Below are 17,739 nucleotides of genomic sequence, written 5' to 3' on the forward strand. Positions count from 1 at the left end.
CGACCGGAGGGGAGCGTGTACATGTGTGATGTTCTGGGACGGCTGCACACGGCCGGAGTATCCCGACGAAAGTTGTTGGCCAGTTTCGCCGTCGGCGCGACGGCCGTGGTGGCCACCGCATGCAGTCCCGGTGCCGACACCGCTGCTGCGGCCCCTACGCCCGATCGCCGGTTCACGCCGGAGCCGTATCGAGGGCAACGGACACGCCTGGTCCTGCTCGGCACCTCGGGTGGTCCTCCCTACTGGCCCGGGAGCGAACGCGAAGGCATCTCCTCCGCCGTCGTGGTCGGAGACCGGTACTACCTCGTCGACGCCGGTCACGGTGTCATGCGACGCCTACGCGGGGCGGAACTCGGACCCAACTTCGCCACCGACCTCGACGGCCCCCTCGACGCGCTGGGCGGCATCTTCCTGACGCATCTCCATTCGGATCACGTCGTCGACCTCAACAACATCCTCACCGAGGGGATCTACAACGGACTGCAGCACGTGGAGAAGATCCCCGTCTACGGCCCGGGCAATCGCGGAGTACTTCCACCCCTGTTCGGGGAGGGCCCCGCACCGGAACCTGTGGCACCGGGCAATCCGACACCGGGCACCCGGGAGATGACCGACCTGCTCGTGCAGGCGTTCGCCACCGACTTCAACGACCGCCTGTTCGACAACCGCAAGCCGGCGCCCGACGCCTTGTGGGAGGCTTTCGACGTTCCGGTACCGGCGCAGTATCTCACCGATCCGAACGGCAATCCGTGTCCCGACATGGAACCGTTCACCTTCTTCGAGGACGACCGTGTCCGGGTGTCCGCGACCCTGGTCGACCACGCTCCCGTCTTTCCGGCTCTCGCCTACCGTTTCGACAGCGACGACGGGTCGATCGTCTTCTCCGGGGACACGGGCCCCACCCCCAATCTCGTGAAACTCGCACGGGGAGCGGATGTTCTGGTGCACGAGGTGATCGACCCCGCCTGGCCGGAATCGTTGTTCCCCGAACCCCGCACGGATGCTCAGGAAGGGCTCTACCAGCACCTCGTCCAATCCCACACCCTCATCGAGGATCTCGGCCCGATCGCCCAGGAAGCCGGCGTGGGAACCCTGGTGCTCTCGCATATGGTCCCGGGCAATCGGCCCGATTCCACCTGGGAAGGATGCGGCGCCGGATTCGACGGGCGCCTCGTCATCGGCCACGACCTCGACGTGATCGGCGTCGGAGACGCCGCCTGACCCACTTGCGTCGGAGACGCAGCTCTACCCGGTTCTATCCGCCCGTGTAGAACGCACTCGTCCGCTCGGCGGCTGCGCGTGCCTGTTCGGGGTCCTCACCCGCGGCGATGTCGGCCTCGCACCAGCCCGCGCTGCTGTCGCGGACGAACTGCAGACCTTCCTCGGACATCGACCAGGTCTCGAATTCCTTCGGATCCACCGCTTCTCCCGTTTCGATGTGCAGTCCGAGTCCGAGAAGCGCCTGGTCCCAACCGATACCGACCGCGCCGGGTCCGTACTGCTCCCAGTGCTCGTCGGGGTGGGCGATGTGCGTCAGTTCCAGGCGCGCCCGGTCTCCCGGTTCGGGCAGGACCGACACCTCGATCCAGCTCACGCGACCAGCGAATTCCCAGGTGGCCGTGAACGTCCGGGGCGGTTCGCAGGTGAGGACCTCACCGCCGGCGTTGCCCTGGAGCTGGTACCGGCCACCGACCTCGAGGTCGCCCTCGACGGGCAGGAACCAGCGGGGGATGCGCTGCGGGTCGGTGCACGCCTCCCACAGGTCCTCGGCGCTCGTGCGGTAGCTGCGCGAGATCGTGACGACCTTGGCCTCGTGGCCCTCGACGGTGCGACGACCGACCGTGCGGCGACTCGTCTCGTTGCTCGTGATCACGTTCTTCATGAGGATTTCCTTCTCTCGTCGGAAGCAGGGACCGCGGGCGGGACGGCGTCGCGGCTCCGCCGCTCACGCTTGCCGCGCGCGATCTCGGTCTCCAGCGCGTCCAGCGCCGCGAAGACCGGGGGATGCAAGCCCGCGAGCCAGTCCTCGAGTTCGACGAGGACCGCGGGATCGAGTTCGTAGTAGCGGCGGGTGCCGTCCTTGTGGACGGCGGCGAACCGCTGGTCGCGCAGGATCTTGAGATGTTGCGAGACCGCCGGCTGGGAGATCGAGAACTCCCGGCCGATCGTCGCGACGATCTCACCGGCCGCCTGCGGACCGCCCGCGAGCAGTTCGAGAATGCGGCGGCGAACCGGATCTGCGAGGACCTCGAACCCGTGCATGGACCCACTATATAAGTTCCTACTTATATTCGCCAGAAGGACGGTTCCGCTACCTAGACTTCGACATATGACGACAACGACGCGCGTCTCCGAGGAAAAGGTCGACCGAGCGGTCATCGACAAACGGGCCCCCTCGGTCGCCCGCCTGTTGCTCGATCGAGTGGCCGCCACACCCGACGCCGAGGCCTTCCGCTTCCCCGACGGGAAGGACGGCTGGACGTCGGTCACCTGGGAACAGACCGGGGATCGGGTACGACTGCTCGCGGCCGGCCTGATCTCCCTGGGTATCGAGGCCGAGGACCGCGTGGCCCTCGCGTCGTCCACCCGCTACGAATGGGTGCTCGGCGACCTCGCCGTCATGTGCGCGGGCGCCGCGACCACCACCGTCTACCCCACCACCCACGCCGACGACGTCGCGTTCATCGTCGCCGACTCCGGCAGCCGGATCGTCATCGCCGAGGACGCCGGGCAGGTCGAGAAGCTCGTGAGCCACCGCAGCGATCTGCCCGACGTGGCGAAGGTCGTGGTCGTCGAGGGCACCGGCGACGGTGATTGGGTCATCAACTTCGACGAACTCGCCGAACTGGGCCGCGGCCTGCTCGCCGAGGACTCCGGAGCGGTGCTCAACCGCATCCACAGCATCAGGGCCGAGCACCTGGCCACCCTCATCTACACCTCGGGTACCACCGGCAAGCCGAAGGGCGTGCGCCTGCCGCACTCGGCGTGGACCTACGAGGCCGCCGCCATCGACGCACTGCACATGCTCAGCTCCGACGACCTGCAGTATCTGTGGCTGCCGCTGTCGCACGTCTTCGGCAAGGTGCTGCTCACCCTCCCCCTGCAGATCGGCTTTCCCACCGCGGTGGACGGACGTGTCGACAAGATCGTCGAGAACCTCGCGGTCGTCCGCCCGACCTTCATGGGCGCGGCTCCGCGCATCTTCGAGAAGGCCCACGCGCGCGTCGAAGGAATGATGGAGGAGGAAGGCGGCGCCAAGAAGAAGATCTTCGACTGGGCCGTGGGCGTGGGCCGGAAGGTGTCGATGGCGAAGCAGGCCGGCAGGTCGCCCGGACTGCTCGACAAGCTGCAGCACGGCCTCGCCGACAAGCTGGTCTTCTCCACCATCCGCGAACGCTTCGGCGGTCACCTGCGGTTCTTCATCTCCGGTTCGGCGGCGCTCAACCCCGAGGTCGGCGAGTGGTTCGACGCCGTCGGCATCCCCGTCCTCGAGGGTTACGGCCTCACCGAGACCTCGGCCGCGACGTTCGTCAACCGTCCCTACGCCAACCGCATCGGCACGGTGGGCTGGCCCGTCCCGGGCACGGAGGTCCGCATCGCGGAGGACGGCGAGGTGCTCGTCCGCGGCCCGGGTGTGATGACCGGCTATCACAACCGGCCCGACGCGACCGCCGAGTCGCTCTCCGACGACGGATGGTTCCACACCGGCGACATCGGCAGCCTCGACGACGAGGGGTACCTGCGCATCACCGACCGCAAGAAGGACATGTTCAAGACGTCGCAGGGCAAGTACGTCGCCCCGTCGTCGCTGGCAGCGACCTTCAAGGGCATGTGCCCGTACGCGTCGGAGATCGTCGTCTACGGCGAGGGCAAGCCCTACTGCGTGGCGCTGGTGGCGCTCGATCCGGAATCCATCGGCGAGTGGGCGAACAAGAACGGTGTGAGCGGATCGTTCGAGGACATCGCACGGCACGACAAGACCCACGATCTGATCTCCGGATACACCGACGAGCTGAACCTGCAGCTCAACCGGTGGGAGCAGATCAAGAAGTTCACGATCATCGAGCGTGAACTGTCGGTCGAATCGGGCGATCTGACGCCGAGCATGAAACTGCGCAGGAAGGTCGTCGTCGACAACTTCGCCGACAGGCTGGCAGGCCTCTACGAAGGGTGACGGCCTATCCTGGGTCTCATGATGAGTAGTGCACGACCGAATTTCCTGCAGCGGATCGGCTACATGTTCGGTCGCGCGCTACCGCCCGAGATGCGGGAGTGGGTACGCGACGACGTCCTGGGCCCCGGCGGAACACGCCGTTACCTGCTGCGATGGAACCTGCCGATCATCCCGCTGCTCCTGCTGTTCCTGCTGATCCCGGGGCCGGTGTGGATCCCGATCGCGATGATGCTGTTGCTGCTGCTGCCGTGGGTCTACTTCTCGGTGGCGTTGATGCCCATCTGGCAGCGGCACCGCCTCCAGCAGCACGGTCTCGATCCGGAACTGCTCAGCGCGAAGGCACGCGCCCGCGCCGCGCGCGAACGAGAGGACTACGAGCGCCGTTTCGGTCGCGCGTCCTGACCGGACCTTCCCACTGTGCGGGGCAGCGTGTCCACTTATCCTCGCACCATGAGTGACGCCCCTGCCTTCACAGCCACTGCAGACCTCGCCGACGAGATCGGCCCGGACATCCGCAGCTGCGACACGCAGTTCATCCAGTTCGGCGGCCGCACCGAGTTCGTCGGCCCCATCACCACCATCCGCTGCTTCCAGGACAACCTGCTCGTCAAGCAGACCCTCTCCGAGCCGGGCAACGGCGGCGTGCTCGTCGTCGACGGCGGTGGCAGCATCCACACCGCGCTCGTCGGCGACATCATCGCCGGTCGCGGTGTCGACAACGGCTGGGCCGGGGTCATCGTCAACGGCGCGGTCCGCGACTCCGCGATCCTGCGCACACTCGACATCGGCATCAAGGCCCTCGGCACCAACCCGCGCAAGAGCACCCAGACCGGCTCCGGCGAGAAGAACGTGCCCGTCGAGATCGGCGGCGTGACGTTCAACCCGGGCGAGATCGTCTACAGCGACTCCGACGGCGTCGTCGTCCGCGCCGAGAACTGATCAGCCGAGCGCGCGGGTCGACCCGCTATTCGTGCGCGACCCGCGCGCTCGCCCCGGCGATCTCCACCACGTCGCCCACCTTCAGCTGACGGCCGCGACGCACCTCCACCTCACCGTTGACCGACACCAGCCCGTCGGCGATCACTTCCTTGGCCTCCGCACCCGACTCGATGAGGCTTGCGAGCTTGAGGAACTGACCGAGCCGGATCGACTCGTCACGGATCGGTACATCGAATGCGTCGGACATGGCACCCATTGTCCCCGACACTGGAGCCATGGCCCGCCCCAGCATCATCTGGTTCCGTCGTGATCTCCGACTGAACGATCTGCCCACCCTGCTCTCCGCCACCGAGGCCGCCGACGACGTCCTCGCCCTGTTCGTCCTCGACGACGCACTGCTCCGCCCGTCCGGGGCCCGCCGGCGCGACTTCCTCATGGGATGCCTGCGAGCCCTCGACCGGGATCTCGGCGGGCGCCTGCTCGTCGTCCAGGGAGACCCGATGATGCTGGTGCCGCAAGTCGCCGCCGAGTTCGATGCGGCCGCGGTCCACATCAGTTCCGACCACGGTCCCTACGGCACGCGACGCGACCGGGCGGTCGCCGAAGCGCTCGGCGACGTCCCGCTGGTGGCCACCGGCTCGCCGTATGCCGTCACGCCGGGCCGCGTGACGAAACCCGACGGCACTGCATACAAGGTGTTCTCGGCCTTCCGCCGCGCCTGGAACGACCACGGATGGCACACACCCGCGGCGACCGGACCGGACACCGCCGACTGGGTCGACCCGAGCGGCTGCTCCGCACGCGTGCCGATTCCCGAAGCCGGCGACGAACCCACACCTCCCCCCGGAGAGGCGGCCGCACTGGAGCGATGGCGTGAATTCCTCGACGACGGTCTCGAGCGGTACGCCACCGACCGTGACCGGCCGGCCTACGACGGCACGAGCGGCCTGTCGCCCTATCTGAAGTTCGGCTGCATCCATCCGCGGACCCTGCTGCACGACATGAGGAACCGGTCGGACGAGGGGGCCGTCACCTTCCGCAGCGAACTGGCGTGGCGCGACTTCTACGCCGACGTCCTGTTCCAGCGGCCCGAGACCGCCCGGACCAACTACAACAGCGACTTCGACGCCATCACCTACGATTCCGGACCCGACGCCGACGCCCTGTTCGCCGCGTGGTGCGAGGGCCGCACGGGATTCCCGATCGTGGACGCCGGGATGCGGCAGCTCCTCGCAGAGGGCGTCATGCACAACCGGGTGCGGATGATCGTCGCGTCGTTCCTGACGAAGGACCTGCACCTGCCGTGGTGGCGCGGGGCGCGACATTTCATGAAGCATCTGGTGGACGGCGATCTGGCCTCCAACCAACATAATTGGCAGTGGACGGCGGGCAGCGGCACCGACGCCGCTCCCTACTTCCGGGTGTTCAATCCGACCCGGCAGGGCGAGAAGTTCGATCCGACGGGTGAATACGTACGCAGATGGGTACCCGAACTGCGGAGCATCGACGGCGCTCGTGTGCACAGCCTGCCCGACGGCCCTCCGGACGGATATCCGGAACCGGTCGTCGATCACGCACACGAACGTCGCGTCGCTCTGGACAGATACGAGCGGATTCGCTCACCCCGATGAAGAAGACGGCGAAACGACCCATCCGGTCGTGGCGGTGCTCCGAACAACTTCTGGACGGACAACGTGTTCGCTGTACACCCAACGAAAGGACACCGCAGTGCGCGCTCTCGTCGAAGCAGCTTTCATGGCCATCCACAACCCGCTCGTCGACGCATACACGTTCCTGATCAGCGTCCTCCCTGCTTGAGTGGATACGGCGCCGGAGTCCGCTCCGGCGCCGTGACCACTGGGCGCTCCGGCGCCGCGACCACCGGGTGAGCAGCCTGCGAACGGGAGGTAGGGCATGGGCATCGAATTCTCGAGCGTCGTCGACGCACCGCGAGACGAAGTGTTCGACTGGCACTCCCGTCCCGGCGCCATCCTCCGCCTCATCCCGCCCTGGCAGCCGATGAACGTCGTCGCCGAGGCCGACTCCCTCGAATCCGGCACGGCCGTCCTCGGTCTCCCCGGCGGTCTGCGCTGGATCTCCCGGCACAGACCCGAGGATTACGACCCACCAGCACGTTTCGTCGACGAACTCTCCCACGACGGCCTGTTGTCGCGCCCCGCCACCGTCATCGGCTCGTGGCGCCACGAACACCGCTTCGACGTCGTCGACGAATTCCGCACCCGCGTCACCGATCGCGTCGACACGCCGGTACCGGGCCGTTTCCTCACCCAGACCTTCCGCTACCGGCACCGCCAGCTCGCCGACGATCTCGCGAGCCACCGCTGGTCGCACGCGCAGGGCATCCGACCCGGGACGGTCGCGGTGACCGGATCGAGCGGACTCGTGGGTACCGCCCTGACGGCCTTCCTGTCCACGGGTGGCTACCAGGTCGTCCGCCTGGTGCGCCGGAAACCGCAGCGCCCCGACGAACGACGCTGGGACCCGCAGGATCCGGCGCCCGACCTGCTCGAAGGCGTCGACGCCGTCGTCCACCTCGCGGGCGCGTCGATCGCGGGACGGTTCACCGACTCCCACAAGGCCGCGATCCGCGACAGCCGCATCGAACCGACACGCCGACTCGCCGAACTCGCCGCGACGACACCCAACGGTCCCGCGACCTTCGTCTCCGCGTCCGCGATCGGCCTCTACGGTTACGACCGGGGAGACACACCGCTCGACGAGAACGCATCACGTGGAACGGGTTTCCTCGCCGACGTCGTCTCCGACTGGGAAGCCGCGGCACATCCCGCGGAGAAGAAGGGCATGCGGGTCGTGCACGTGCGCACCGGCATCGTCCAGACACCCCGCGGCGGAACGCTCCAGTTGATGCGGCCGCTGTTCGCGAGCGGTCTCGGTGGCCGGATCGGCGACGGCCGGCAGTGGTTCTCCTGGATCGACATCGACGACCTCCTCGAGGTCTACCACCGCGCCCTCACCGACCCCGGCCTGACCGGACCGGTGAACGCCGTTGCACCGCAACCGGTGCGCAACGAGGAGTACACCCGGGTACTGGCGTCGGTGCTGCACCGCCCCGCACTGCTGCCCGTCCCCGGTTTCGGCCCCCGGTTGCTGCTCGGCGACGAGGGTGTACGCGAGGTCGCCCAGGCCGATCAGTTCGTCGTCCCGAAAGCGCTGATCGACGCCGGGCACCGGTTCCGGCGTCCCGATCTCGAAGCGTCGCTGCGCCACCAACTCGGCCACATCCTGGAGGAGCCGTGAGCGGAAAGCGTGTCCTGGTCACCGGAGCGACCGGCTACATCGGTGGCCGGCTCGCTCCGCGCCTGCTCGAGGCGGGTTACCGGGTACGGGTGCTCGCGCGCAGCCCCGACAAACTGCGCGACGTGCCGTGGGCCGACGACGTCGAGATCGTCCGTGGCGACCTCGACGACGCCGAATCGCTGCGCGCGGCGTGCCGCGACATCGACGTCGTGTACTACCTGGTGCATTCGATGGGTGGTCGCGACGAGTTCGTCGACGCGGAGAAGCGAGCGGCGCAGAACGTCGCCGACGCGGCACGCGACAACGGTGTCTCCCGCATCGTGTACCTCGGTGGGCTGCACCCGGAGTCGGGTGATCTCTCACCGCACCTGTATTCGCGCGCCCAGGTCGGACGCATCCTGACGGATTCCGGTGTGCCGACGCTCGTGCTGCAAGCCGGGGTCGTGATCGGTTCGGGTTCGGCGTCGTTCGAGATGATCCGGCATCTGAGCAACCGGCTCCCCGTCATGACGACCCCGCGCTGGGTGAACAACCGGATCCAGCCCATCGCGGTGCGCGACGTCCTGCACTATCTGGTCGCCGCCGCCGACGCACCTCTCCCCCGCAGCGGCACCTACGACATCGGTGGGCCCGACGTGCTGCGGTACGGCGAGATGATGCAGCAGTACTCGGAGGTCGCCGGTCTGACGAAACGCCGGATCCTCGTCCTGCCCGTCCTCACCCCGAAGCTCGCCGGTCTGTGGATCGGCCTGGTCACGCCGATTCCTCCGCCTCTCGGCCGAGCGCTCCTCGAATCGCTGTCCACCGACGCGGTGATGCGCAACCACGACATCGACTCGATCATCCCCCCACCGGAATCCGGCCTCACCGGCTATCGCGACGCCGTCCGGCTCGCCCTCGGCCGTATCGAACGGGGAGAGATCGAGACGACGTGGACGAACGCATCACCGGTCGGTGCACCCGCCGATCCGCTTCCGTCCGACCCGGACTGGGCCGGCGAGGTCGTCTTCACCGACGAACGGTCACTCGAGTCGGACTCGCCCCAGGAGAAGGTGTTCGCCGTCGTCGAGAGCATCGGCGGCGAGAACGGTTGGTATTCCTTCCCGTTGGCGTGGACCATCCGCGGCTGGCTCGACCGGTTCGTCGGCGGCGTCGGACTCCACCGGGGTCGCCGCGACCCGAAGACACTGCACACCGGTGACGCCCTGGACTTCTGGCGCGTCGAACGGATCGAACGCCCGACGCTGCTGCGCCTGCGCGCGGAGATGCGGGCACCCGGCGGAGCATGGCTCGAATGGCGGGTCGAACCTCTGGAGTCGGGCCGGTCGCGCGTGCACCAGCGGGCGATCTTCTTCCCGCGCGGACTTGCCGGCCGTCTCTACTGGTACGCGCTGGTCCCCTTCCACGGCATCATCTTCCGGGGGATGCTCGAGAACATCGCGGGCACCGCCGGCCGCTAGAGCGATCCGTTACGTTGTTCGCCATCCGCTGCGGCAAATTGCTGTAGCGGATGGCGAATTCGCGAGCGGATGTTCTCGGNNGTGGTGTGCGGATCTTCCTCAGGATCCGCACACCACCCCGATCGTCCCGAGAGTTACACGGTGCAGAGCGGTTTTATCTCCTGCAGTCCCTCGGTGGTGGGCGAGGTGAGCATCAGGCACGAGTTGTACCCGCTCGCCTCGACGACGTTCCGGATCTCGCGCCACGCGTCGTCGCTGACGACGGGCGAACGCGACAGCACGAATCCGGAGATGCGCGTCGGGTCACCGACGAATGCCCACGAGTAATCGTCCGCGAGGTACGTGACGATGTAGTTGCTCGGTCCGTCGAGCGAATCCTGGAACGGCACCCCCGGGAACGACACGTGCAGTGCGGCAGTGTCGTTCACGCGGGCGTTCCCGATGATCCCGCGACGATCACCGGTGAACGTGGTGCACGAGTTCTCCACGCGCACGTTGCGTTCGTCGAGCAGCGTGTAGAACGCCGTCGTGTCGCGAGCGCAGTCGATGTTGTAGGGAGCCGGATTGGCAGCGAGCTGATACCACTGCCCCACATACCGGTTCACGTCGAGCTCGGGAACCGGGGTGAGCGGCGCTGCGGCGGCGGGCGTGGCGAACAGGAGCGCGCCTGCGGCGGCGATGAACGCCGCCGCAAGCCCCCGAACGCCGTGTCGGGACCTACGCATGTCTTCTACCTTTCCGTCGTCCGGTATCGGTTACTGCTGGGGCATGAGAACGCCGTCGATCAGGTACACGGTGGCGTTCTCGGTCTCGATGCCACCGCAGATCACGTTGGCGTCATTGACGGTCCACATCTCACCCTCGCCGGCGACCTCGACGGTGCCGCCCTGGACGGTGGTCTGCGTGCCGGCGATATCGGCCGGGGTCAGCTCACCGGGAACCACGTGGTAGGTGAGGATGTCGGTCAGCAGAGCCGAATCCGTCTGCAGCGTCTGGACGGTCTCCGGCGGCAGGGCGGCGAACGCGTCGTCGACCGGCGCGAAGACGGTGAACTCGCCACCGTTGAGCGTCTCGACCAGGTTGACGTCGGGGTTGAGCTGGCCGGACAGGGCCTGCGTGAGAGTGGTCAGGATCGGCACGTTCCCGGCGGCCTCGGCGACAGGCTGGTTCGCGAGTTCCTCGACGGACGACGGGCCGGTAGGGTTCGCGGCGACGTAATCGGCGCAGCCCGGTCCGACGGGACCGGCAGCGGGGGCTGCGGTTCCGGTTGCAGCCGTAGTGGTTTCCTGCATTGTCTCCTGGGTGGTCTCCATCGTGGTGGTGTCGGTGGTGTCCGTGCCCGAATCATCCGAACACGCCGCGACACCCAGCAGGGACATCGCACCGATTCCGACGACGGCCAGGCTCTTGCGCGCAGTGATGTTCATGACTGTGGTTCCCTTCGTAGGCCGTGGCCGGAAACGGCCACGTCGATCAGGTGTGTCACCGGTCATTCGAATCTCGGGGCGGCCCGGATGGGTCGGATCGAGAGAATTTTTCTCGGATCGGTATCCGGTGTTCGACCCATCCGTATTGCGGTCGGCTCCGAATGCAGGTCATGGACGACGTCGAGGATCTCCGACCGGCTCACGTACTCGTGTTGCCCGGTGGGCGTCCGGTCGGCACCACACCGCCACGTCCGTGGCATCTGTCGCAGCTGCGCATGCGTCTGTTCACCGATGCCCTGCGCCTGCGGCTGAGCAAGTACGACATCGCCGTCGACCTCGTCGACTACCGGTACTGCGGGTGGAACGACGATCACATGAGCCCGGTCCTCGACGGTCTGCGGGCGATCGAGTCGGTGATCCGACGCCGCGGGGACGTCCGGCTCGGGCTGGTCGGGCACGCGATGGGTGCGCGGGCGATCGCGCATCTCGCGGCCCAGCACGGAGTCGAGTCGCTCGTCGCCCTGGCGCCGTGGTGGCCGGCCGACGACGCCGACCTGATCCCTGCGGGCCGGCACCTGCTGGTCGCGCACGGTACGGAGGACACCCGGACCGATCCGCGGATGGCGCAGAGCCAGACGATGGCGGCGGGAGACCGGGGCGTGAACACGCGCTGGCGGCCCCTGCCCGGAGCCGGACATTTCCTCCTCACCGACCCGCGCTGGTGGGCCGACACCACCGCCGATTTCCTCACGTGCACACTGTCGGGGAAGCCGACCACGTGCCCCGGAGACGACCATGCATCCTGACCTTCCCCGCGCAGTCGCGATGATCGGCGACGACGTCGAGTTCCGGGGTGGCCGGGAGGCGATCACGCCGGCGATCTACCGGACCTTCGTCCGCCACGCGCAGGGCTCGTCCGAGCGCCCCTCGCTCGAGTACCGCGGCTTCAGCTGGGTCATGGACGTCGACGAGACGACGCCCTTGTCCTGGTGGCTGCGCACGTTGATTCGGCTCGAGCCGTGGGACCACTTCGTCGCGAGCGATTCCGACACCTTTCGCGGCCGCGTCGAGGATCAGCTCGTGGCCGACGGGGTGCGGGTTCCGGGCGGGCGGATCACGGCGCTGCTGAACATCCGGCGTCTCGGTCTCGGATCGGATCCGCTGAACCTGTTCTGGTGCCACGATCCGAGCGGTTCCCTGGCCTGCGTGGTCGCGGAGATCCATTCGCGCCGGAACGGACGGCACTGCTACACGCTGCGCTCGGACGAGATCGACGTCATCACCCGGGCCGGCGACATGTTCGCGGTTTCGGTCGCCCTGCGGCGGCCCGGCGTCCCGGTGTTCACCGCGACCGTCAGCGGCGAACGGCTGCCCGTCGATCTCACGACTGTTCTACGTGCTCGGATGTGGATGGGGTGACGCTCGTGGTCGACACGGTTGCCTTGAGTGGAGGGAATGTCCCGGCTAGGCTTTCCCCCGATGAGCGGACTGAGCCGATGACCGGCGTCGGAGGCCATACCGATACCCTCGGCGAACTGCTCGGGCGGGTGGCCCGGCAAGACCCTACGGCGTTCGCCGAACTGTACGACGCGACGCGTTCCCGAGTCTTCGGCATGGTGCTGCGGGTCCTGCGGGATCCCGGCTACAGCGAGGAGACCACCCAGGAGGTCTACCTCCAGGTGTGGAGGTCGGCCGACAAGTACGACCCCCGTCAGGGTTCCGCTCTGTCGTGGATCATCACGCTCGCCCATCGGCGCGCCGTCGACCGGGTCCGCAGCGAGCAGTCCGGAGCCGACCGCGAGTCGCACTACGGTTCGACGAACGTCGACGCGGCCTTCGACTCGGTGAGCGAGGAGGTCGCGCAGCGCGACGATCGCCGCCGGGTGAACGAGTGTCTGGGTTCGCTCACCGAACTGCAGCGACGCTCGGTCGAGCTCGCCTACTACAGAGGCTTTACGTATACCGAAGTGGCAGAAGAACTTTCGTCCCCGTTGCCGACGGTCAAGTCGCGCATCCGGGACGGCCTGAAACGACTGAAGAATTGTCTGGGGGTGACTGTGGATGGCTGACGAGGCGAACGATTCCTCGCGCGATCTGCTCGACATGGCACCCGTCTTCGCATTGGATGCCGTCACGCCCGACGAGCGTCGGGAGCTCGCCGAGCGACTCGCGGAAGCAGACCCGAAGGTGGCCGAACGGTTCGACGCCGAGGTCCGCGAGGTCCACGAGACCCTCGCAGCGATGTCGGCCGGTACCGCGACCGAGCCGCCGCCCGAACTCCGGGTGCGACTGCTCGATCTGGTCCACGCCGAACTCCCCGCGAAGACGCCCGCCGAGAAGACGCACACGGAACGACCCGGTGAGCCGGAGGCGACCGAGGCACCTCGGGCGGAGGACGATCACCTTCCCCCGCCCGTCTCCCTCGACGAGCGCCGCCAGGCCCGGCGGCGGAACTTCCTGCTCGCCGCGGCAGCAGCCGTGATCGTCGCGATCGGCGGTGTCGTGGTGGCCGGTCAGTGGCAGACCACGTCCGAGCCGGGCACGAGCGAGCGGGTCTTCGCCGCCGAGGACGTACGAACCTCGTCGGGCGAGCTCGACGGTGGCGGCACCGCGACCGTGGTGTTCTCCAAGGAGGAGGACGCGGGCGTGCTGGTGATGAACAACGTCGCCCCGCCGGCCGAGGGCAGCGTCTACCAGATGTGGCTGGTCGGTCCCGAGGGGATGGAACCCGCGGGCACGATGACGCCCGACGACGTCGCGCCGTCGACGACTGCGGTGCTCGAGGACATCTCGGGTGCCACCGCGCTCGCCTTCAGCGTCGAACCGACGGGCGGGTCGACCCAGCCGACCGCGATCTTCGCTCAGCTGCCGCTCGACTGACATGTTCGCGGCAGCGAGCACGTCATCGGCGGGTGCCGATGACGACCGTCGCGTCGGCCTCCTCGGAACCCCGCGTGTCGGCGTCGAGTCCGGCCCGGGTCATGAGGTCGCGCACGACGGGCGCCTGCGACGCGGCCGACTCGNCGAGCAGCGACCCACCCTCGGTGAGCCACCGGCCCGCGCCGGCGACGAGCCGGCGGTGGACGTCCAGTCCGTCGGGTCCGCCGTCCAGTGCATGTCGCGGCTCGCTGCAGCGCGCCTCCCGCGGCATCGACCCGATCGCACCCGACGGCACGTAGGGCGCGTTGGCGACGAGCACGTCGACGCGACCGCGCAGCGTGCCCGGCAGGGCGTCGAACAGATCGCCGGCGAACACCCGGTGGGGCGGCAGGTTCAGGCGGGCACACGCGGTGGCGACGGGATCGATGTCGGCCGCATAGACCTCGCAGGCCTCGACGGCGGTGGCGAGCGCGGCACCGACGGCACCGCACCCGCAACACATGTCGACGATCACGGCGCCGGGCCGCACGAGGTCGATCGCGCAGTCCACCAGGTACTCGGTACGGCGACGGGGGACGAACACCCCCTCTCGCACCGCGATGCGCCTGCCGTGGAAGAAGACCTGTCCCAGTACGTGTTCGAGGGGTTCGCCGCCGACCCGCCGCGCGATGAGCCGCTCCAGATCCGAGGGTGTGGGAGCGGCTTCGACGAGCAGCTGCGCCTCCTCCTCGGCGAACACGCACCCGGCTGCTCGCAGTGCGGAGACGACGTCGGCGTGGGTCCGGGGGGCGGAGACCATGCGGCACCCTACCGCGCGCGCTCCGGACGGATCTTCTCGTTTTCCGGGGAGGGTGGCAGCTCACATCCCGTGGAGGGGTGGACTCTCCCGATCGTGGGTACCCCCGGGGCTGTCGCGAGGAGTGCTGTGCGAACGAACGATTTCGAGCAGGAGCCGGCGCAGGGTAGCCGGATCCGACACCGCGACCGGAGAATCACCACCGGGCGCGTCGTCGCGTTCGAGTTCGATCACGCGCCGGTAGGCGTCCACGCCCGACGGCGTGATCTCCACCCGCATCTTCCGCTCGTCCTCCGGGTCGACCGCGCGCGTGACGAAACCGCCGCGGACGAGATGATCGACGGTCCGGCTCATGGTCTGGTCGGTCACCCGGCACGCGCGCGCCATCTCCCGTTGCGACAGCGGCGCGTGGGCCACCGCGTGCAGTGCGATCACCCCCGCGTGGGTGAGCCCTCGTCGTCGCAAGGACTGCTCCCATGCCTGCTCGACGAGCCGGGCCGCGGTGGACAGAAGACGTCCGGTGGGCCACTCGTCGAGGTCGTCTCCACCCCTATCGTTCAGCACGCTGAATAATCTAGTTCCGACACATTCGCTCACGCCAGGAGGAATCTTGAGCACTGCTACCGAGCCCCCACGCAGAACCAGCCGATGGCGGTGGCTCCTGCCCGCCCTGTTGCTCATCGCGTGGCTCGTGGCCGCCGGTGGCGGCGGCCCGTTCGCAGGCAAGCTCAGCGAAGTCGCCTCCAACGACGCGAGCACCTTCCTCCCGGCATCGGCCGAATCCACCCGCGCGGACGAGCTGTACGCGCAGTTCAACGAGAGCGAGTTCATCCCCGCGATCGTCGTCGCCGAACGCGACGGCGGGATCACCGACGAGGACCTCGCCTTCCTGGCCACCGAATCGGCCGGACCGCCGCCGATCCCGTCCGAGGACGGCGCAGCGGCGCAGATGATCGTGCCGCTCGACGCCTCCGGGGAGGTCCAGGAGGCCGTCGAGGAACTCCGGACGGCCCTCGAAGGCGCACCGGACGGCCTGACCGTCTACGTCACCGGCCCCGCCGGGCAGGCCGCCGACCTGTCGTCGGCGTTCGGCGGCATCGACGGACTGCTCCTGCTCGTCGCGGGCGGTGTCGTCCTCGTCATCCTCGTGGTGGTCTACCGCAGCCCGATCCTTCCGTTCGTCGTCATCATCTCGGCGCTGTTCGCACTCGCCCTCGCGAGCCTGCTGGTCTACGTGCTCGCCGACGCCGGAGCGATCGCGCTCAACGGCCAGAGCCAGGGCATCATGTTCATCCTCGTGTTCGGCGCCGCCACCGACTACGCGCTGCTGCTGGTCTCCCGGTACCGCGAGGAACTGCGACTGCAGCAGGACAAGTACGCCGCGATGCGCAGCGCGCTCCGCGGCTCGATCGAGCCGATCGCGGCGTCGGCCGGCACCGTCATCCTCGGTGTGCTGTGTCTGCTGCTGTCGGACCTGAATTCCAACCGCGGTCTCGGCCCGGTGGCCGCCATCGGCATCGCGACGTCGTTCCTCGCATCGCTCACCTTCCTGCCCGCAGCGCTCGTGCTGCTCGGCCGCGTCGCGTTCTGGCCCACCCGCCCGGCCTACGACGCCAACGCCGACGCCGACGACATGCAGAAGTCCCACGAGGTGTGGGGCCGGGTGGCCGACTTCGTCGGGTCGAAGCCGCGTCCCATCTGGATCGTGTGCAGCCTCGTGCTCGTCGCCTTCGCCCTGCTGGCACCGCAGTTCAAGGCGAGCGGTGTCGCGTCCTCGGATCTGTTCCTCCTGCAGACCGATTCGAAGTCCGGCCAGGAGGTGCTCGGTGAGCACTTCGACGCCGGCACCGGCTCGCCCAGCATCGTCGTCGCCCGCGAAGGCGCGCTCGAGGGTGTCGTCGGCGCCACCGAGGGCGTCGAGGGCGTGACGACCGTCCAGCCCGTCCCCGGCCCCGACGGCGCGCCGCGCGTGGTCGACGGACTGGTCGCGGTGCAGGCGACGCTGTCGGATCCCGCCGACTCCCTCGCCGCCGAGGAGACCGTCGAACGCATCCGCGAGGCGGTGCACGCCGTGCCCGGGTCCGAGGCACTCGTCGGCGGACCCACGGCCGTCGACCTCGACACGAAGGACACCGCGACCCGCGACCGCACCGTCATCATCCCGGTCGTGACGCTCGTGGTGCTGCTGGTGCTCATCGCGTTGCTGCGGGCGGTCGTCGCACCGATCCTGCTGATGCTCACCGTGATCGTCTCGTTCGCGGCGACCCTCGGTATCTCGTCGCTCGTGTTCAACCACCTGTTCGGTTTCCCGGGCGCCGACCCGGTGGTGCCTCTGTTCGGGTTCGTCTTCCTCGTGGCGCTGGGTATCGACTACAACATCTTCCTCATGACCCGCGTCCGCGAGGAGACGAAGAAGGTCGGTACCCGTGCGGGCACCCTGCGGGCGCTGACCGTCACCGGTGGTGTCATCACGTCCGCCGGCGTGGTGCTCGCGGCCACGTTCTCGGCGCTGGCGGTGATCCCACTGCTGTTCCTGGCTCAGCTGGCGTTCATCGTCGCCTTCGGTGTCCTGCTCGACGCGCTGCTCGTGCGGTCGCTGGTGGTGCCGGCCCTGACGATCGACATCGGCAAGAAGATCTGGTGGCCGAGCAAGCTGGCGCGGACCGAACCGTCCGAGCCCGACGCCACCGAGGACGTCGCGACCGCGGGGGCGCCGCGCTCATGAGCGCGCAGTGTTCGTGAGCGCGCAGTGCTCCTGACGGGCGCATGAGCGGATGAGAACGG

General features: G+C 68.3%; 19 protein-coding genes. 12 read left to right on the plus strand and 7 right to left on the minus strand.

The window, feature by feature from the left end:
• The first annotated feature begins 75 nt into the window (after window positions 1-75).
• Window positions 76-1,221 (plus strand): MBL fold metallo-hydrolase, encoded by a 1,146-nt coding sequence (locus tag ACLBYD_RS00830; RefSeq protein WP_447815041.1) that lies wholly within the window; start codon window positions 76-78, stop codon window positions 1,219-1,221.
• Between the two features lie 34 nt (window positions 1,222-1,255).
• Here the strand turns inward: ACLBYD_RS00830 and ACLBYD_RS00835 are convergent, their stop codons facing one another.
• A complete protein-coding gene (locus ACLBYD_RS00835; RefSeq protein ID WP_447815042.1) occupies window positions 1,256-1,882 on the minus strand; it encodes an SRPBCC family protein in 627 nt (208 codons plus the stop codon).
• Window positions 1,879-2,262, minus strand: a complete 384-nt coding sequence (locus tag ACLBYD_RS00840) for an ArsR/SmtB family transcription factor (protein ID WP_447815043.1) — start codon at window positions 2,260-2,262, stop codon at window positions 1,879-1,881. Before ACLBYD_RS00840 ends, ACLBYD_RS00835 begins: the two co-directional genes overlap by 4 nt.
• Window positions 2,263-2,329: 67 nt before the next feature.
• Between ACLBYD_RS00840 and ACLBYD_RS00845 the strand changes: the two genes are divergently transcribed.
• Genes ACLBYD_RS00845 through rraA form a run of 3 tightly spaced genes read left to right on the plus strand, consistent with a single transcriptional unit; the run spans window position 2,330 to window position 5,113 of the window.
• The gene (locus ACLBYD_RS00845) at window positions 2,330-4,174 is read left to right on the plus strand and encodes an AMP-dependent synthetase/ligase (protein WP_447815044.1); all 1,845 of its coding nucleotides are present in this window, start codon (window positions 2,330-2,332) and stop codon (window positions 4,172-4,174) included.
• 18 nt (window positions 4,175-4,192) lie between these two features.
• Complete coding sequence (locus ACLBYD_RS00850; RefSeq protein ID WP_006553356.1) at window positions 4,193-4,576, plus strand: DUF5313 family protein; 384 nt, start codon at window positions 4,193-4,195, stop codon at window positions 4,574-4,576.
• Window positions 4,577-4,624: 48 nt separating this feature from the next.
• Window positions 4,625-5,113: a ribonuclease E activity regulator RraA gene (rraA, locus tag ACLBYD_RS00855; RefSeq protein WP_016695034.1), complete on the plus strand. Its 489-nt coding sequence runs from the start codon at window positions 4,625-4,627 to the stop codon at window positions 5,111-5,113.
• A gap of 25 nt (window positions 5,114-5,138) precedes the next feature.
• On the opposite strand, the gene ACLBYD_RS00860 is transcribed toward rraA, so the two are convergent.
• Window positions 5,139-5,360 carry an RNA-binding S4 domain-containing protein gene (locus ACLBYD_RS00860; protein ID WP_006553353.1) on the minus strand — a complete coding sequence of 74 codons (222 nt, stop codon included), beginning with the start codon at window positions 5,358-5,360 and terminating at the stop codon, window positions 5,139-5,141.
• 28 nt (window positions 5,361-5,388) lie between these two features.
• On the opposite strand from ACLBYD_RS00860, the gene ACLBYD_RS00865 reads away from it, so the two are divergent.
• From ACLBYD_RS00865 to ACLBYD_RS00875, 3 genes are all read left to right on the plus strand, one after another.
• On the plus strand, window positions 5,389-6,744 hold the full coding sequence (locus ACLBYD_RS00865; RefSeq protein WP_447815045.1) for a cryptochrome/photolyase family protein: 1,356 nt from the start codon (window positions 5,389-5,391) through the stop codon (window positions 6,742-6,744).
• Between the two features lie 283 nt (window positions 6,745-7,027).
• A complete protein-coding gene (locus tag ACLBYD_RS00870; RefSeq protein WP_447815046.1) occupies window positions 7,028-8,392 on the plus strand; it encodes a TIGR01777 family oxidoreductase in 1,365 nt (454 codons plus the stop codon).
• Window positions 8,389-9,852: an SDR family oxidoreductase gene (locus ACLBYD_RS00875; protein WP_447815047.1), complete on the plus strand. Its 1,464-nt coding sequence runs from the start codon at window positions 8,389-8,391 to the stop codon at window positions 9,850-9,852. Before ACLBYD_RS00870 ends, ACLBYD_RS00875 begins: the two co-directional genes overlap by 4 nt.
• Window positions 9,853-9,986: 134 nt before the next feature.
• On the opposite strand, the gene ACLBYD_RS00880 is transcribed toward ACLBYD_RS00875, so the two are convergent.
• Both ACLBYD_RS00880 and ACLBYD_RS00885 read right to left on the minus strand, forming a co-directional pair.
• Window positions 9,987-10,577, minus strand: coding sequence for a lipocalin family protein (locus ACLBYD_RS00880; protein ID WP_231781321.1), 591 nt, complete (start codon window positions 10,575-10,577; stop codon window positions 9,987-9,989).
• Window positions 10,578-10,607: 30 nt separating this feature from the next.
• Window positions 10,608-11,279 carry a fasciclin domain-containing protein gene (locus tag ACLBYD_RS00885; RefSeq protein ID WP_447815048.1) on the minus strand — a complete coding sequence of 224 codons (672 nt, stop codon included), beginning with the start codon at window positions 11,277-11,279 and terminating at the stop codon, window positions 10,608-10,610.
• Between the two features lie 170 nt (window positions 11,280-11,449).
• Here ACLBYD_RS00885 and ACLBYD_RS00890 point away from each other — a divergent pair, with 170 nt between their 5' ends.
• From ACLBYD_RS00890 to ACLBYD_RS00905, 4 genes are all read left to right on the plus strand, one after another.
• Window positions 11,450-12,085 carry an alpha/beta hydrolase gene (locus tag ACLBYD_RS00890; RefSeq protein WP_447815049.1) on the plus strand — a complete coding sequence of 212 codons (636 nt, stop codon included), beginning with the start codon at window positions 11,450-11,452 and terminating at the stop codon, window positions 12,083-12,085.
• Window positions 12,075-12,698, plus strand: coding sequence for a DUF1365 family protein (locus tag ACLBYD_RS00895; protein WP_447815050.1), 624 nt, complete (start codon window positions 12,075-12,077; stop codon window positions 12,696-12,698). Before ACLBYD_RS00890 ends, ACLBYD_RS00895 begins: the two co-directional genes overlap by 11 nt.
• Before the next feature lie 77 nt (window positions 12,699-12,775).
• Window positions 12,776-13,348, plus strand: a complete 573-nt coding sequence (locus tag ACLBYD_RS00900) for a sigma-70 family RNA polymerase sigma factor (protein ID WP_272266340.1) — start codon at window positions 12,776-12,778, stop codon at window positions 13,346-13,348.
• Complete coding sequence (locus ACLBYD_RS00905) at window positions 13,341-14,159, plus strand: anti-sigma factor (RefSeq protein ID WP_447815051.1); 819 nt, start codon at window positions 13,341-13,343, stop codon at window positions 14,157-14,159. The genes ACLBYD_RS00900 and ACLBYD_RS00905 overlap by 8 nt, the downstream gene beginning before the upstream one ends.
• Before the next feature lie 22 nt (window positions 14,160-14,181).
• Here the strand turns inward: ACLBYD_RS00905 and ACLBYD_RS00910 are convergent, their stop codons facing one another.
• The gene (locus ACLBYD_RS00910) at window positions 14,182-14,958 is read right to left on the minus strand and encodes a putative protein N(5)-glutamine methyltransferase (protein ID WP_447815052.1); all 777 of its coding nucleotides are present in this window, start codon (window positions 14,956-14,958) and stop codon (window positions 14,182-14,184) included.
• Between the two features lie 60 nt (window positions 14,959-15,018).
• Entirely contained in the window at window positions 15,019-15,519 is a 501-nt protein-coding gene (locus ACLBYD_RS00915) for a MarR family winged helix-turn-helix transcriptional regulator (protein ID WP_447815053.1), read from the minus strand.
• A 46-nt stretch (window positions 15,520-15,565) separates the two neighbouring features.
• Here ACLBYD_RS00915 and ACLBYD_RS00920 point away from each other — a divergent pair, with 46 nt between their 5' ends.
• Window positions 15,566-17,680, plus strand: a complete 2,115-nt coding sequence (locus ACLBYD_RS00920; RefSeq protein ID WP_447815054.1) for an MMPL family transporter — start codon at window positions 15,566-15,568, stop codon at window positions 17,678-17,680.
• Window positions 17,681-17,739: the final 59 nt, after the last annotated feature.

This window comes from Rhodococcus sp. C26F, assembly GCF_053345925.1.